We start from the raw sequence: 14652 nt of genomic DNA, 5'->3' as shown, positions 1-14652 counted from the left end.
AAGTGTTAAGAAACATACAAGGCAATCAAGCAGGAAAATTTACAGTTGGCTGTTTTCGCTGCGCTCAACATTATAGCCGACTACAAATTTTTATTAATACGGACACCCATTCTAAATTGAATAAATCACGATCCTTTACTAAACTTTAATTTCCCAGTTCAATAAAACTAAATGGGGTCAAATCTTGACTTCAGACATTAGAACTTAAATTCTTCATAGCGGCTTAATTTAAGCCGCTATGATCCTCCCAAAGCGCAGCGTCTCTTATTCTCTTTGTGAATAAAGCTCTTTATCGAATAAAATCATTCAACCACAAGTTTAAACCCGCTGATTTAAAACCAAAGGGGTCACCAATTAGAAAGTTCCGGTCAAGCAGGCAGCTGTGTTTTCTTGATCTTTTTTCAAAAAATCAAGAGTTATTATTTTTAAACTCACTTTAAATATGGCTATACATCCAATAAGTGATCCCTCAGTCTTAAACTCTGAGGGCACGCCATATTTTTTAATCCAAGGACAAAAAAGACACCCACCTTTAATTTTGTACTTTCAATGGCTTCAAACTAAGTTTTAAACAGTATAAATAGCGAGCAGGGTGTCATGGTAGTTGCAAGGAAGCGGCTTGAACTAAGCCGCTTCTTCCCTCTAAAAGCGCAGCGTCTCTTATTCTCTTTGTGAATTAATGTTGCTTTGCCAACATAAAGTTTTGTGCGTTGGGGGAAGTTATTTTTAGCATATTATAATTACGATATAGGCGTTGGTGAAAAGCCATTTGTTTACTTATTTATAAGCTGGGTTGTTTTCATAAGTGTTTGTAATATAGTGTCTATTAATTAACCTAAATATAGAATAAGGAACATTCATGAAGTTAGCCAAAACCACAAGTTTGAAATTTGAAGTAACAGAAACAGGTCATCAAATAATACAAGCTAAAATAAACGGGCATAAAGTAAATTTAATTTTAGATACAGCAGCGGGTGCATCTGTTTTAGATAGGGCATGTATTCAAAAGCTTGGAATAAAAGAAGTGTTTAGTGAAGAAAATGCCGCAGGTTTAGGTACAGCCGACCACGAAATGGGCTTAATAGACGTTTTGAAATTTGAATTAGCAGGGCAGTTGTTTGAAAGTACAGAGTTTGTATCACTAAACCTAGACCATGTTCAGGTAGCTGGTGGTGACAATATAATACATGGATTATTAGGCTCTCCATTTTTTAGAAAATACCAAGCGGTGCTAGATTTTAGCACTGATATACTGACAATTAATGAGCCATTAGCTGATTATGAGTAATTAAAGCGACTTATTTAAGCCGCAATTTTGCATATTATACACAGCGTGATAAGTCGGGTTGTCTCAAGTAAATTTATCATTTTTGTCGGATGGCGTGGCTTCGCCACTTATCCGACCTACGTCAAAAGGTAGGTTGGTCAAGCCGTAGGCGCCACCAAACAGAGCTCTAATTTAGATGACACAAGTTAAGAAGTTAATTAAGGTAGTTACTTAATTTATGTGTTTATCACCCTATAATAGCAGCGAGTTTGTCATGAGTTTGATTAGTAACACTACAATAACCACTTACTCTTGAGCTTAATTGTAGAAGAGCGTAGTAAGGTTGAAGTTTTAACGTCATGGTTCTGTCGAGCTTGGTCTATAAATTGTACTTATATTATTCAACAGCTTTTAAGCGTTTTGTTATGGCTTGTAATTTTTCTTCTAGCGTAAAAGACAGGACTAAGGTTTCTTCTACAATTTCTTTCGTTTCATCAACTAACCCGACGAGCTCCGACTCTTGCTCTTCATCCAAACCTAGAGTGATCATTTTTGATTGTATAGCTTGAGATAAGTCATTAACGAGTATTTTTACTTGCCTATCTTGCTCTGAGCATAGTTTATTTATAGTACTAAAATCATCAGCAAGTTGGCTCTTGAGGGTGTTTAAAGCTTGTTGACGTATCGTCGCTTTTTCTAATTGCTGTTCAATAAATTCCATTCGGCTTTCTATAATAGTAAGTAAAATAGCAAAATTATCTCGAAGTCGTCCGAGTAAGCCTTCGTCTTTTGCATTTATTCCTTTTACAAGTATTGAGCAAGCAGGCGCGTTAAATAATAAGTTAGAGCTAAATGGCACTATTCGTTTTGCTCTTCTGCCTAGCTCAAGAATTTCTTTTTCCAGTTCAGAAATAGTTTGTTTTGGAAATTGGTGATATTGGTTTGCTACCCTAAACTCTACACAGCAGCTAGCGCCTGCATTGGTAAAGTACTGCTGTACGTTAGCAAATAATGTATCTAAATCGGTTACGTCAAGGTTGTCAGTAAAGAATGAAACTAACTCTCCGAGTTCACTAGCTTGTTGCATTGACGTAAAAGCAGTTGTAGAGGCAACATCGTACATTTCTTTTAGATTATTTCGCTCTGTAATACGCAGTTCAACACGCTTTAATTTTTCGTTAAGTTCCTTAAAGTCTACTGGCTTGGCAATATAATCATCGCCGCCATACCCATATGCTATGAGTTTGTCTTCACTTGATGTTAAAGCGGATATAAATATAATTTCGCAATCATCGTATTCACCGGATTGTTTTATTTGTTCAACTAAATCGTAACCAGTAAGGCCATTACTAAGTAAAATATCCATCAGGACGACTTGTGGTTGATGCTGTTCCATTAGCGCTAATATTGGCTCGGTTCCATCAGATGAAGCAATATCGTGTTGCTTAGAAAGCGCAATTTCCATGATGTTTCTATTTTGAGGGTTATCGTCAACGGACAATATTTTCACTTTGACTCCTTAATTTAGTTATTGTCGTCCTATCTTAAATGATATTAGTCATGGAAATGGCTACCCGCAAATAATAAATTCATATACATTTTCATGGAGCACTTAAGTAACACCACATTAAAAGTTAATTATGATAGATACTTTATTCATTTGTTTATAATCCTATAAATGCGCCGAAATCGTCATGAATGTCATTAGTAACACCACAATAATTACTTACTATTAGCTTCGTGGCATAAAAGCCAGTCGACGTTTAAACTTCAAGGTCATGAGATTAGATATCATGTGCAAGTGGAGGAGGGATCGCCGTGTTTATTACTGATCCATGGTTACTCAACCAATCAATGGGCTGAGCTCACTCAACACTTAAAGGTATTTACCCTCGATATGCTGGGCTTTGGCTTTAGTGATAAACCGCAAAATGTTACTTACATCATAAATATGCAAGCGGATTTACTGACTCGCTTTTTAAAGCTTTTAAATGTAAAAATAGCGCATGTTTTAAGCCACGATTACGGTGATACGATAGCGCAAGAGCGACTTGCTAAAAGCAACTTAAATGAGCTGCATGGCATCAAAGTACAAAGTGTTTGTTTACTTATTTATAAGGTGGATTGTTTTCATAAGTGTTTGTAATGTAGTATCTATTAAATAACTTAATATAGAATAAGGAACATTCATGGAATTAGTTAAAACTACAAGTTTGAAATTTAAAGTAACAGAAACAGGCCACCAAATAATACAAGTTAAAATAAACGGACATAAAGTAAATTTAATTTTAGATACAGCGGCGGGTGCATCTGTTTTAGATAGGGCATGTATTAAAAAGCTTGGAATACAAGAGAAACTAAGTGAAGAAAATGCCGCAGGTTTAGGTACAGCCGACCACGAAATGGGCCTGATTGAAGTATTAAAATTTGAATTAGCAGGGCAGTTGTTTGAAAGTACAGAGTTTGTATCACTAAACCTAGACCATGTTCAGCCCGCTGGTGGTGACAATATAATACATGGATTATTAGGCTCTCCATTTTTTAGAAAATACCAAGCTGTATTAGATTTTGGCACTGATACACTGACAATTAGTGAGCCATTAGCTGATTGTGAGTAATTAAAGCGACTTCTTTAAGTCGCTATTTTGCATATTAAGCACAGCGTGATAAGTCGGTTTGTTCCAAGTAAATTCATCATTTTCGTCGGATGGCATAGCTTCGCCACTTATCCGACCTATGTCAAAAGGTAGGTTGGTTAAGCCGCAGGCGCCACCCAACAGAGTTCTTAAATTTATTAAAGCAGCTTCTTTAAGCCGCTACTTACCTCTAAAAGCGAAGCGCCTCTAACCCTCTTTGTAAATTAATTTGCTTTAAACAACATCAGCTTTGCCGCTTTTCCATCCGTTAATATCGCCACATTACCTTCAGCAGTGACAAACACATCTCTGAGCCTGCCTGTGGCTTCTGGAAAAATATGCGACTGGGTGAATTCACCATTTTTTAAATTAACGCTGTAGAGCTTTTTATCGACCAATGTGGTAATGAGTACGTGGCGTTGCAGTGAAGGGAAGGCTGCATGCATAGAGCCATAATATGCCATGCCTGATGGCGCAATTGAGGGCGTCCAATCTACGGTTGGTTTAGCCATGCCTGGGTAGTCTCTAAAGGGCGAAATACGTGCTTGCGAGTAGTCATCACCGTTGGTTATTACTGGCCAGCCGTAATTGGTGCCAGCCTTTAAATAGTTGAGCTCATCACCGCCTGCGGGGCCGTGTTCGTGGCTAATAATTTGCTGTGTATCGTAATCATAAACCAAGCCTTGCAAGTTACGGTGCCCGAGTGAATAAATGGCATGCGCGGTAGGGGTTTCATGTTTAATGAACGGGTTATCGCTTGGAATAGTGCCATTTAAATTAATTCGTAGCACTTTACCTAATTGGCTGGTTATAACTTGTGCTTGCTCGCGGTAGTCAAAGCCATCACCACTTGAAAACAGTAAGCTATTATCGGGCAGTACAAGCGCCCGGCCAGAGTAATGCTGCGGTGTGCCCTTATCGGTGGCAACTTTATAAATAACTTTTGGTACTGAAAACTGCTCGCCATCAAACTTAGCTTTGGCAATAACGAGTCTGTTTGCATCAAGCTCACCTTGGGCATAAGTGAAAATTATTTCTTTTGATTCACTGTAATTTGGCGGAAGTACTATATCGAGTAAACCGCCTTGCCCTGCAACGTATAAGCCCTCGAAATTTATTTTAACTCGGCTTTGTTGGTTGTTTTTAATGATGACAACATGGCCATCACGCTCTGTAACTAACCACGTATTGTTTGGGAGCTTAACCATGCTCCATGGTGAATTGAGATCTGTTGCTAAGGTACTAGCAGTATATTGCTGTGTTGGTAATTCGGCACTGACGTTACAAGAAAACGTTAAAAGCGAGAGTAGCGTAATACAACGTAGAGATTGTTTACCCTGCAAGCCTTTGCTAGTGTAAGGAAAAAGTTTCATTTTAAGTTGAGATAACCATGCAGTTTTTAACACGTACACTCCCTTCATTTTTAGTTTCTTGGTTACTTACATTCACTCTTGCTAGCTTGTTTCATAGCCAATACGTTGTCAATCAATTAGTTAATGTAGGTGTAGTGGTGGGCTTTAATGATCGTGTTAATTTAACCCTTGAAGATTGGCTTGGCTTGCTACCTACTTACGGCGCTATTATTGCGATTGCACTTGCTCTCGCATTTTTTGTTACCTGGTTTATCGCGAAAAAGCTTAAAAATCAGGGGATACAATTATTTGTAACTGCGGGTATTGTAGCGTTTGCAACAGCGTTAATTGCTATTGAATCTATTATGAATATTACTATTATTGCGGGTGCAAGAGGCTGGGGGTTTTATGCGCAATTATGTGCAGGTGCAGTAGGGGGTTATGTATTTGCAAAACTCATTAAGGCAAATAAGCAAAAGACAGAGCATCACGGTTTTTAAGTGAGTATTGGTTTGCAATGCAATGTAAAAAGCCGCTATTAATACAGCGGCTTTTGTGTGTAAGAATTGCGTAGTGATATCAAAAAATCAAACTAAAAAGTTTATAACCACTTAAGCCAAAAATAAGCACTAATACTGGTAAAGTAAATAGGTTTACCAACACTGAGTTAGTGTATTTACCCATTACAGAGCCTTGATTTACTAACCAAACAAGGTAGGCAGTTACAATTGGCAATAATAAACCATTAGCGGCTTGTGCAAAAATTATCACTGCGACAGGGTCTAAACCCAGAGATGCTACGGCAGCACCAAATAATAAAATAACAATGGCAACGCCTTTAAAGCGAGTGTTATCCATTTTATTTGACCAACCTAACATGCCACATACCGCGTAAGCGCCGGCAAGGGGGGCCGTTATTGCGCTGGTTAAACCTGCGGCAAATAAACCAATAGCAAAAAAGTAATGGGCGGCATCGCCAAGTAAGGGTTCAAGTTGTACCGCCATATTGGCAGCACTTATTTGCCCTGCATCGGTGCCATAAAACGCTACTGATGCGGTTGATAAAATAGCTAAGGTGATCACACCACCTAGGGTGATGGACACGCCCGTATCTATATTGGTTTCTTTAATTACTTTTTGTTTGTCACTCTCGCTGTCATGGCGAGCAGCCAGTACCCCTGAGTGTAAAAATAAGTTGTATGGCACTATGGTCGTACCTACCAATGCTAATACTGTGGTAACTGAGCCCGCTGGCATGCTAGGAACAAAACCAGCTAATATGTCACTGAGCGAGGGAGCCGCCATAACAAGCGTAGAGATAAACACTAGGCTCATTAAAATCACTAGTAAAATAAGCGCATTTTCAACAACTTTGTGTTTACCGCTATACAGTAATACGGCACTTAAAAATGCAATCAGTGGCGTCCAAAGTTGGGCATTTACCTGAGGGAATATTTCAATTAATCCCATGCTGGCACCGCTTAAATTACCAGCCTCGTAGGCGGCACTGCCAACACCAATGGCGCTGATCACTAAAAATATAGCGAGAGATTTAAATAGGGGAGTTTCAATGTGGGCTCTTAGTGCTTGTGCTAAGTCTTGCCCAGTGGCTACGCCTAGGCGCGCCGCCATAGATTGTAATAATATGGTGGCAATTACTGAAAATAGTAATGTCCATATTAGTGCAAAACCAAAGTTTGCACCCGCTACGCTCGCGGTGGTAATAGTCCCTGGTCCAATGAAGGCAGCGGTGACGAGTAGTCCTGGTCCTAATCGCATAGTTTGACCCTAATAGTGCTTTTTATATTGCTATTTAAAGTTACACCTAACGTTTGTTTAACGTGATGCCTGTAATATTGCTGCCACTTATACTAAGTGCCTTGCAGCATTAGCCGCCCCTTGGCTTTGCCTTTTTTGATAACCATATGTTAAAAAAGGTCGCGTAGCATACCAACTTGTATATAAATTTAAAGGGGATAGGTTTCGTTTGCTTAAACTTTAAACGATTTAATTGGTTTTAGTTGTTATCAAGCTTTGGCACTCAGCAAAAATCTTATATGATGTTGACAATAGCACACAATATAAACTTTCAAAGGCGACCATTATTAGTGACTGTAATACATCACCTTTAACTGATAACTCAGAACAATCCCCTGAGATGATGATAACCAATTCAACATTAAAAATAGCCACATTTAACCTGTTTAATTATCTTGAGCCACCTAATGCTTATTATGAGTTTGAGCGAATATATACCGCGGAGCAATGGGCAAAAAAACAGCGCTGGATTATTGATTATTTAACCGAACATCAGCCCGATGTAATTGGCTTTCAGGAAGTGTTTAGCATTGAGTCGCTTAAAGAGTTAGTAAAGCAGCAAGGTTATGCGCACTTTGCTGTGGTGGATGAGCCACAGGTAATAGATGATTTTATTTATAAACGCCCCGTTGTGGCAATAGCAGCAAAATACCCCATTGTTGAAGTAGCAAGCGTTAAACACGACTATGAGCTTGCCAGTACTTTAGGTTTAACTGAAGATTTTGCCTTTAGCCGTAGAGTACTTAGAGCCACAATAAGTTTGCCGCATATCGGCAATACCGATTGCTATGTGGTGCATTTTAAATCTAAACGGCCATCAATTGAGATTGATGAAACTAATAAAGAACTAACCGCTGAAAAAAACATTATTGAAATTTTAAAAGCAAATGTAGCGGGTGGCTGGGGCTCAACTATTCAGCGCGGTAGTGAAGCAACATTGCTGATGATAGAAATGATAAGCCGTCGTGAGGCCACGCAACAGCCTATGATACTAATGGGAGATTTTAATAACGACCTAGCTGATGGCGTTTTAAGCCATTTACTAACCAATACACTGCGTTTTGCCCCCGCGTTTGATAGTAAAACCTACCTTGCAAAATATTGTCTTAACGATGCGTGGCAGTTGTTTACGAAGTTACACGATGATTGCGAGCTTGATGAAGTAGCTAATGAGTCAATACAAGGTATTACCGATAAAGATAATCAAGGCTTAAAACCACTACGAAAAGCAACACATTACTTTGGCGCAAGCAGTTCAGTACTTGATTATATTTTGCTGTCTTGTGAGTTTGATTCTGGCTATGACGACAGTTTTTTTGAAGTAAGCGATTATCATACTTACGATCGTCATTTAATTAACCCCGAGTTTGAGCGCGACGATTTAAGTACCGATCACGGCGTTGTATGTATCACGCTTAAACTGCGGGAGTAATGATTAACTCACCACTGTTTAGTTACCAAGCTAAACAGTGGCGAGTCGCTATTTACTGACGAGGGTTAATCTCTAAAGGTGACAAGGTAATAGTAGCATTACTGCTGGCCCCTTTATATTCTTGATAGTCTTTGTTTTCAAATAGCGTGTAAAAAACATCAACATAATCATCATTATTGGTAAACCATTCATCAGGCATTGCTTTAAGCAATTCATTAGTAAGTTTAGGAATAATAGTATAGCCCTGTGCTTGTAAATCAGGGATGCTTGCCATTACTTGCTCTGATATTTCTAATAACTTCATTGCTAAGGTTTTATAATTTGTGTTGTCATCTTGCTCCATTAAAAGCAAATCAACTGCCTGCCAACGATAGCGTTGCCAATGAATTAAAACCTGATTAGGGCTGTAAGTGGTTTGGTCATGATCTAAATAAGGTAAATCAACAATATCTAATATTGGTTCATCCCTGCCAGGATCGATCCCCGTTACAATGGCATAAACCTCTGCTTTTCCTGAAATCCAAGGCTCTTTATCATCCTCTAAGTGTATTTTTTTCAGCACGCTAGTTTGTAATGGCTGCTCATTACTTAATTGACTTTGTGGGCTAACCATGTTTTTGCTGAACTTGTTAGCAGACAAAATTCCTTTCATTACTGCAATACCCGCATCCTGTACTTTTTGTTGATCTAACTCCACAATAAAAACAGGTTGGGTTGGCATTTGGTCAACGCTCAGATAATGAATGTCACCAAACTGATCGAACGCTTCAATCTCGCTCCATTGGCTATCGTCACCAGCGGGTGCAAATGCGAATAAAGGGCTTTCTCCTTGTTGCCAATCAGTAAGCATGGACTCACTTGCCAAACGAACTTGTAACAAGCTTCCTGTATTGTTTGGTAAGCCTTTAAGTTGTTGTAAGGCGCTATTTGCCTGACTTATATTACGCTTTGTATGCCGTGCTACAGTTGATAACTGTTCAGCATTTAAAACTAAGTTATATTTATTTACTGATTGTTTTAAATCAGCATTCAACACTGAATAATTAAGCGCTACTTGCTTTGCGAAATTACGCTTAATAGTTGCTACGTTTTTGTATTGAGCTTGCTGTATCAAGTTTTCTGCATTTTCAATATGAGCTTGAGCTGAAAAAGCAGGTACTGATATAAAGTTCAATAATGCCGCTGTAGCTAAAGATTTGGTTATTTTATTTTTCATACAAATTCCGCCGTTCCGTTTCTAGTAACACTATAAAACAATAATTAGAATAAATGCTCAAGTTAAATTTATAAAATACGTAATTAGTATCAATGTTGGCTTGCGGTTTGATATACATTACATAAACACCGTAATTTTTATATAAAGCAGGAATCTATTACAAAAAATGTATATTTTATAAAATAATTTATATACATATCAGTGGTTTAAATTTGGCTTAATAGTTGCTGTAACTATTACTCTAATAACAACACAAAGGAAAAAACAATGACCGATATTGCACATTCTGCGTTTGTAGCATTTTATTTATACTTAATTATGATGTTAGTTCAGTGGGCCGTGGCGACGTTTAGTAAGGCTAAACAGCCCGGTGCAGTGCCAGGAAAAATAGATAAAGAGCTATCTCATGAGAGCTTTATATTTAGGGCTCATCGTACTTTTCATAACACCCTAGAAAACAGCGCGTTGTTTATAGGAACGGTTTTATTTGCTTTTGTGATGAATTACCACAGCTCGGTATTTGCAATATGTATTTGGGTATATGTGATTGCACGTTTAATTCATATGGCACTGTATTACGCAATTGCCACCGAGAAAAACCCCAGCCCGCGTAGTTACTTCTTTTTAATCAGTGTGATTGCAAACATTGTGATGTTAGTGCTATTGGGACTGCGATTAGCAAGCTAATGAAATGGTTAAAGCGAAAAGCAAATCGGCTTTTCGCTTTAAAAAATATTTATACTATCGGCAACCGGTACTATTAAAGTCAACCACTAAACTTGCGCCTTCACTGTTTCCAGAGACTTTTAGGTATCCCCAAAACTGCTCCTGTTCATGAATGAAAATACACTCGTTATTCGCACTATTGGCAGAGTTTGCAATCTCGTTACTACCATTTGGCCAAGTACTATTCGAGTAACTTAAGTCAATATTACCGCTACCATTTGCTGATGTTATTGAAATACCTGACTGACTATTTACATCTGCAATGGCAAACCACATTGGACCACTGTTACTTAAACATATGACTTCACCATCTTTAAGGCGGCCTTTACTTTGCCCTGATGACGTTGCACACGCATCAGGCAGTGAACTATGCGTTTCTTTATATGATGCAGTGAGCTTTACATTATCATAGTTATTATAACCGTTTACCATTACATGATAGCTTCCTACGCGGGCAGGATTGAAAATACATTGTTCGTTATTTCCTTCAAGGTATGGGCGACAGTCATAGTGAGATAAGGTTGGCTCTAAATTGTAACTAACGTATAAATCAGCATCCCCTGAGCCATCATTTAGACTAAATGTTAATTCGCTAGCGCCAAAAGGGACGTCAAAATTAAACTGTAACAGGGTGTTTTGCTTTTGAGAAATAAAAAGGGGTTGACCATTTATGAGCGTCTGTTTATTACCTTGAGTATTTTCAGTTACGGTTGCGATAATTGTTTTCACATCAATGTCGCCATCGTTATCAGTGACGGTTAATGATACGGTATATTGACCTGACTGCGTGTAAGTATGTGTTGGATTGGCATCTGTGCTGCTAATACCGTCGCCAAAGAGCCAAGTATAACTTACGATATTTCCGTCGCTATCGCTACTACCAACACTTGAGAACGTAATAGGGGTATTTTCTAGGCCTGAATATGGGCCATTTATATTGGCACTCGGTGCAATATTTAACGGCGAACCATATACTAGCTGATCGCACCATTGTACAAATTCATTTTCATAGTTATTAGCCCATTGTTGGGTTTTATTTTTGTACGCACGCCAATTTCCTTGACGTGTGTCTGTGAGCATAGCGTTGAGTTGTTCTTTGTAGCGCTCAAACATAAAGCGTACACCTAAATAGCCCCAACGATAAATTCTATCTTGATCAAAACCATCGTAGTTAGTGGCAAATATTTGCTGCAGGGTAAAACGCTGTCCATTTTTAATGGTATTTATTGCTGCTTCATTATCATTTTGATTCGCGATGTATTCTGCGACCCCCTCAGACCACCATACAATGTCTTCGGTTGGTGAGTTGAAGTTACCATATAAGTTAAAACGACCATCTAAGTAATGAACATATTCGTGCTCTAAATTCCATACAAAATGATCCGATTTTGCATAGCTTGCCTCATAAGCTACAAAGTTTGCTTCGTTATCTGTATCAGAAGGATCGCCCTCTAAATACATTCCGCCATTATTAGTATTAATACCAAAAATGGCTTTAGCATACTTGCTATAATCATCACTACTATCAAAAATATTTACGTATAAAAAACGGTTATAATCATCCGCGACAGGCATATTTTCTGTGGCTAATTTAGTATGAAATAACCCTTCTTCAGCCTGCATTGCATCACATGCTGCAGCGTGTTGAGCTGCTGTCATAGCCTGTGAACGGATTTTTATGGTGTTGCTACAATTATACTGCTGGGAAAGTACTTGTTGAGTGAGTGTATCTACAAAATTACATACACCAAACTTACTGCAATCAGTGTAATAATTTACAATGTCTGCAGCGCCAAGCCACACGCCATCACCATAACCATAACTTTGATAGGTATTAAAAATATTAGTTAAGCCTGCGTCTACATCAGGTTGAATACTTGCTTTAGAATATTTTTTAAGGCGCGCAAGCTCACTTGCTGCATTTACTATTAAAAACTCTCCGTCAGAGCCAATTAACCATTGTTTTTGCGTAAACTCACTTAATTTTATTACTAAAGCTTTATCGTTTGCTATTAACGTTACAAATTCTTCATTCCACTGCCCGCGATATAGCAAAGTAAAAATTCCATTAACTGCATTACGCATATTCCAACTGCTCGCATAACTTTTATCAAAACGCGTTAGCCATTGCTTAACAACTTCAAGATAACGATGTTGTTGTTCAGCACTATCCATTGTAATAATGACTTCTGACAGTGTTTTACCATGGTCATCGTTGTTATCATAAAAATGTTGATTACTTACAAAGGCATCAATGGCATCTGCAACGCTAGGTGTTACCAATGTAGGAAAGTCTATAGAGTCATTATAAAACTCTGCATAAAAGCCGGCTCGCAAATATAAAAATAAAGCTTCGATCTGCTCATTGCCACCACCAGTGTAACTTTGTGAAAGTGAGTTAGCATGATTGGCTACAGCAATCATATTATCGGTGGTAAAAATCTGTGGTTGAAGATCGGTTGCAGCGAATAACTCGTTGATACACCGTGCACCTTGGCGCTTTACTTCGTCAATAATCGTCACGGGATTTGCAACAGCAAGGGCATTCAAATCACAACTAACGGCCATTACCTGGCTTAACATTCTCTTCGTTCTAATATGTTGCTGTATTGGCGTTTGTTGAGGTAGCTGTTGAGGCCTTTTTTGTGATTGTGCCACAGGTGCCTTGCTATTACTGTATTGGTTTACGCCGTGATGCATGACGCGCTCTACAATAGCAGGCTGCGGTTTAAACGTTCGTTCTTGCTTGGAATGTGCAGTTGCAAAGCCGGTGATACCTAATAGCGGTAAGGCCAAAATAAATGTATATATTTTCATAACTTTCCTTTGATAATGATTATCTCAATCTGTAGTACATAATTTAGGTACGGGGTTGTATCATTTTTCTCCATGTGCAATCAATAAGTTTTACTTTTAGTTTTAAAATTAATGCTTTAGTTTGTTAGGTGTTAAGCTTTGGAGGCAATAAAGTCACATTAGATGCGAAGCACTTGTAGACTTAAAGATATAAGCAGACTCATTATATTTTTAACTCAGTATCTATTGTCTTTAGTGAGCAAGGGCTTATTAAACGGGTGAGTTTTGTTGATATATATAAAGTTATTTGAAGAGGTGACTAAATACTTATTCTTTAATGGCGTTTTATTTAAAGCGAATCTGATAGTTAATTCATGATATCACTTTAAAATACGATGCGCGTCTGAGGGGAGTTCGGTCTGTGCAATTATTCCTTGGTTTATTGAGTTAGCTTGATTTTTCGGGTCACAATAAAACACATTAATGAGCCTAATGTAACTAACACAACGCCTTGCCAGAATACGCTGGTGAGCGATATTGATAAGTAAATAGAGGCAAATAGTGTTGATAACACAGGAATAAAGTAAGACAAGGTACCTAACAACACTAGGTTACCGCCAATGATTGCTTGGTTCCATAGTGCGTAACCTCCACCAATAAACACGCCTGCTAATATTAAGGTAAAGCTAGAATCTAGGCTAAACTCAAAGCTGGGTTCATTACTCAATCCGTAACTTATCCATAAAGAGATTGCCGTGGCTGCAAAAAATACACTAATGGCATTTTTACCCTCGCTAAGTTTTACCGTTACACTGCAATACACAGCCCAAATAAACGCCGCTGCAAACGCCATAGAGTAGGGCAATGGGTTGTCACTTATATTATCGGTTAATACTCCTACAGATAAACCACTATCACCTGTAATGCACCATGCAACGCCTAAAAACGCAATCAATATGCTCGGGTAGACTAATACGCTTACTTTAGTGCGGTTAACAATAATCGATAATAAAATGGTTAACGCTGGCCAAAGGTAGTTAATAATTGCCATTTCTAACGCTTGTTGGCGACTATTCGCAAAGCCGAGGGATAAAGCTAAACATATTTCGTAAATAACAAATAAGCTGCCACCAAAGACTAAATAGCGCTTTGGATAATTGTTTAGCCTTGGTACACCCATGACAAACATTAAAAAAATCGCACTGACGCTATAAATTAAAGCGGCACCGCCAATTGGGCTAAATAACTCCGATAAATCACGAACAAAAGCAGTTAAACTGCTCCAAAGTAAAATAGCGAACACCCCATAGAGGGTGTATTTATGTTTGATTAAAAAAGACATGTTGAACTACTTAATGAAAAACAAAAATGACACTTTAATATTTATATTAAAGGGTAGGGCATTAGTT

At 38.2% G+C, this 14652-nt stretch carries 12 protein-coding genes; 6 read left to right on the top strand and 6 right to left on the bottom strand.

What is annotated here, in order from left to right:
- The first annotated feature begins 859 nt into the window (after window positions 1–859).
- Window positions 860–1288, top strand: coding sequence for a retropepsin-like aspartic protease (locus tag CWB75_RS16535; protein ID WP_138571234.1), 429 nt, complete (start codon window positions 860–862; stop codon window positions 1286–1288).
- Window positions 1289–1664: 376 nt separating this feature from the next.
- On the opposite strand, the gene CWB75_RS16530 is transcribed toward CWB75_RS16535, so the two are convergent.
- The gene (locus CWB75_RS16530; protein ID WP_249362342.1) at window positions 1665–2777 is read right to left on the bottom strand and encodes a response regulator; all 1113 of its coding nucleotides are present in this window, start codon (window positions 2775–2777) and stop codon (window positions 1665–1667) included.
- A 285-nt stretch (window positions 2778–3062) separates the two neighbouring features.
- On the opposite strand from CWB75_RS16530, the gene CWB75_RS16525 reads away from it, so the two are divergent.
- Together CWB75_RS16525 and CWB75_RS16520 are read left to right on the top strand one after the other, a co-directional pair.
- On the top strand, window positions 3063–3413 hold the full coding sequence (locus CWB75_RS16525) for an alpha/beta fold hydrolase (protein WP_249362341.1): 351 nt from the start codon (window positions 3063–3065) through the stop codon (window positions 3411–3413).
- A gap of 43 nt (window positions 3414–3456) precedes the next feature.
- Window positions 3457–3885 carry a retropepsin-like aspartic protease gene (locus CWB75_RS16520; RefSeq protein WP_138571233.1) on the top strand — a complete coding sequence of 143 codons (429 nt, stop codon included), beginning with the start codon at window positions 3457–3459 and terminating at the stop codon, window positions 3883–3885.
- A 242-nt stretch (window positions 3886–4127) separates the two neighbouring features.
- On the opposite strand, the gene CWB75_RS16515 is transcribed toward CWB75_RS16520, so the two are convergent.
- On the bottom strand, window positions 4128–5309 hold the full coding sequence (locus CWB75_RS16515) for a PQQ-dependent sugar dehydrogenase (protein WP_138571232.1): 1182 nt from the start codon (window positions 5307–5309) through the stop codon (window positions 4128–4130).
- Here CWB75_RS16515 and CWB75_RS16510 point away from each other — a divergent pair.
- Entirely contained in the window at window positions 5294–5755 is a 462-nt protein-coding gene (locus CWB75_RS16510; protein WP_010389738.1) for a hypothetical protein, read from the top strand. The genes CWB75_RS16515 and CWB75_RS16510 overlap by 16 nt on opposite strands.
- Before the next feature lie 79 nt (window positions 5756–5834).
- Here the strand turns inward: CWB75_RS16510 and CWB75_RS16505 are convergent, their stop codons facing one another.
- Window positions 5835–7034 carry an Nramp family divalent metal transporter gene (locus CWB75_RS16505; RefSeq protein WP_138571231.1) on the bottom strand — a complete coding sequence of 400 codons (1200 nt, stop codon included), beginning with the start codon at window positions 7032–7034 and terminating at the stop codon, window positions 5835–5837.
- Between the two features lie 421 nt (window positions 7035–7455).
- Between CWB75_RS16505 and CWB75_RS16500 the strand changes: the two genes are divergently transcribed.
- A complete protein-coding gene (locus CWB75_RS16500; RefSeq protein ID WP_138571235.1) occupies window positions 7456–8505 on the top strand; it encodes an endonuclease/exonuclease/phosphatase family protein in 1050 nt (349 codons plus the stop codon).
- A 52-nt stretch (window positions 8506–8557) separates the two neighbouring features.
- On the opposite strand, the gene CWB75_RS16495 is transcribed toward CWB75_RS16500, so the two are convergent.
- Entirely contained in the window at window positions 8558–9721 is a 1164-nt protein-coding gene (locus tag CWB75_RS16495; protein ID WP_138571230.1) for a DUF3103 family protein, read from the bottom strand.
- A gap of 267 nt (window positions 9722–9988) precedes the next feature.
- Between CWB75_RS16495 and CWB75_RS16490 the strand changes: the two genes are divergently transcribed.
- Window positions 9989–10408 carry an MAPEG family protein gene (locus tag CWB75_RS16490; RefSeq protein ID WP_010389742.1) on the top strand — a complete coding sequence of 140 codons (420 nt, stop codon included), beginning with the start codon at window positions 9989–9991 and terminating at the stop codon, window positions 10406–10408.
- A 54-nt stretch (window positions 10409–10462) separates the two neighbouring features.
- On the opposite strand, the gene CWB75_RS16485 is transcribed toward CWB75_RS16490, so the two are convergent.
- Both CWB75_RS16485 and yddG read right to left on the bottom strand, forming a co-directional pair.
- The gene (locus CWB75_RS16485; RefSeq protein WP_138571229.1) at window positions 10463–13264 is read right to left on the bottom strand and encodes a collagenase; all 2802 of its coding nucleotides are present in this window, start codon (window positions 13262–13264) and stop codon (window positions 10463–10465) included.
- 418 nt (window positions 13265–13682) lie between these two features.
- The gene (gene yddG, locus CWB75_RS16480) at window positions 13683–14585 is read right to left on the bottom strand and encodes an aromatic amino acid DMT transporter YddG (protein ID WP_138571228.1); all 903 of its coding nucleotides are present in this window, start codon (window positions 14583–14585) and stop codon (window positions 13683–13685) included.
- Window positions 14586–14652 lie beyond the last annotated feature (67 nt).

It is taken from the genome of Pseudoalteromonas sp. S1608 (assembly GCF_005887265.1).
GTDB lineage: Bacteria > Pseudomonadota > Gammaproteobacteria > Enterobacterales > Alteromonadaceae > Pseudoalteromonas > Pseudoalteromonas undina.
The sequence above is the reverse complement of the archived record's forward strand: the minus strand, read 5'-3'. Positions and strand labels throughout refer to the sequence as shown.

What these genes read in the sequence shown, in the direction of transcription:
- CWB75_RS16535 (WP_138571234.1), top strand. Translation starts at nt 860, where the DNA reads ATGAAGTTAGCCAAAACCACAAGTTTGAAATTTGAAGTAACAGAAACA.
- CWB75_RS16520 (WP_138571233.1), top strand. Translation starts at nt 3,457, where the DNA reads ATGGAATTAGTTAAAACTACAAGTTTGAAATTTAAAGTAACAGAAACA.
- CWB75_RS16510 (WP_010389738.1), top strand. Translation starts at nt 5,294, where the DNA reads ATGCAGTTTTTAACACGTACACTCCCTTCATTTTTAGTTTCTTGGTTA.
- CWB75_RS16505 (WP_138571231.1), bottom strand. Translation starts at nt 7,034, where the DNA reads ATGCGATTAGGACCAGGACTACTCGTCACCGCTGCCTTCATTGGACCA.
- CWB75_RS16495 (WP_138571230.1), bottom strand. Translation starts at nt 9,721, where the DNA reads ATGAAAAATAAAATAACCAAATCTTTAGCTACAGCGGCATTATTGAAC.
- CWB75_RS16490 (WP_010389742.1), top strand. Translation starts at nt 9,989, where the DNA reads ATGACCGATATTGCACATTCTGCGTTTGTAGCATTTTATTTATACTTA.
- CWB75_RS16485 (WP_138571229.1), bottom strand. Translation starts at nt 13,264, where the DNA reads ATGAAAATATATACATTTATTTTGGCCTTACCGCTATTAGGTATCACC.
- yddG (WP_138571228.1), bottom strand. Translation starts at nt 14,585, where the DNA reads ATGTCTTTTTTAATCAAACATAAATACACCCTCTATGGGGTGTTCGCT.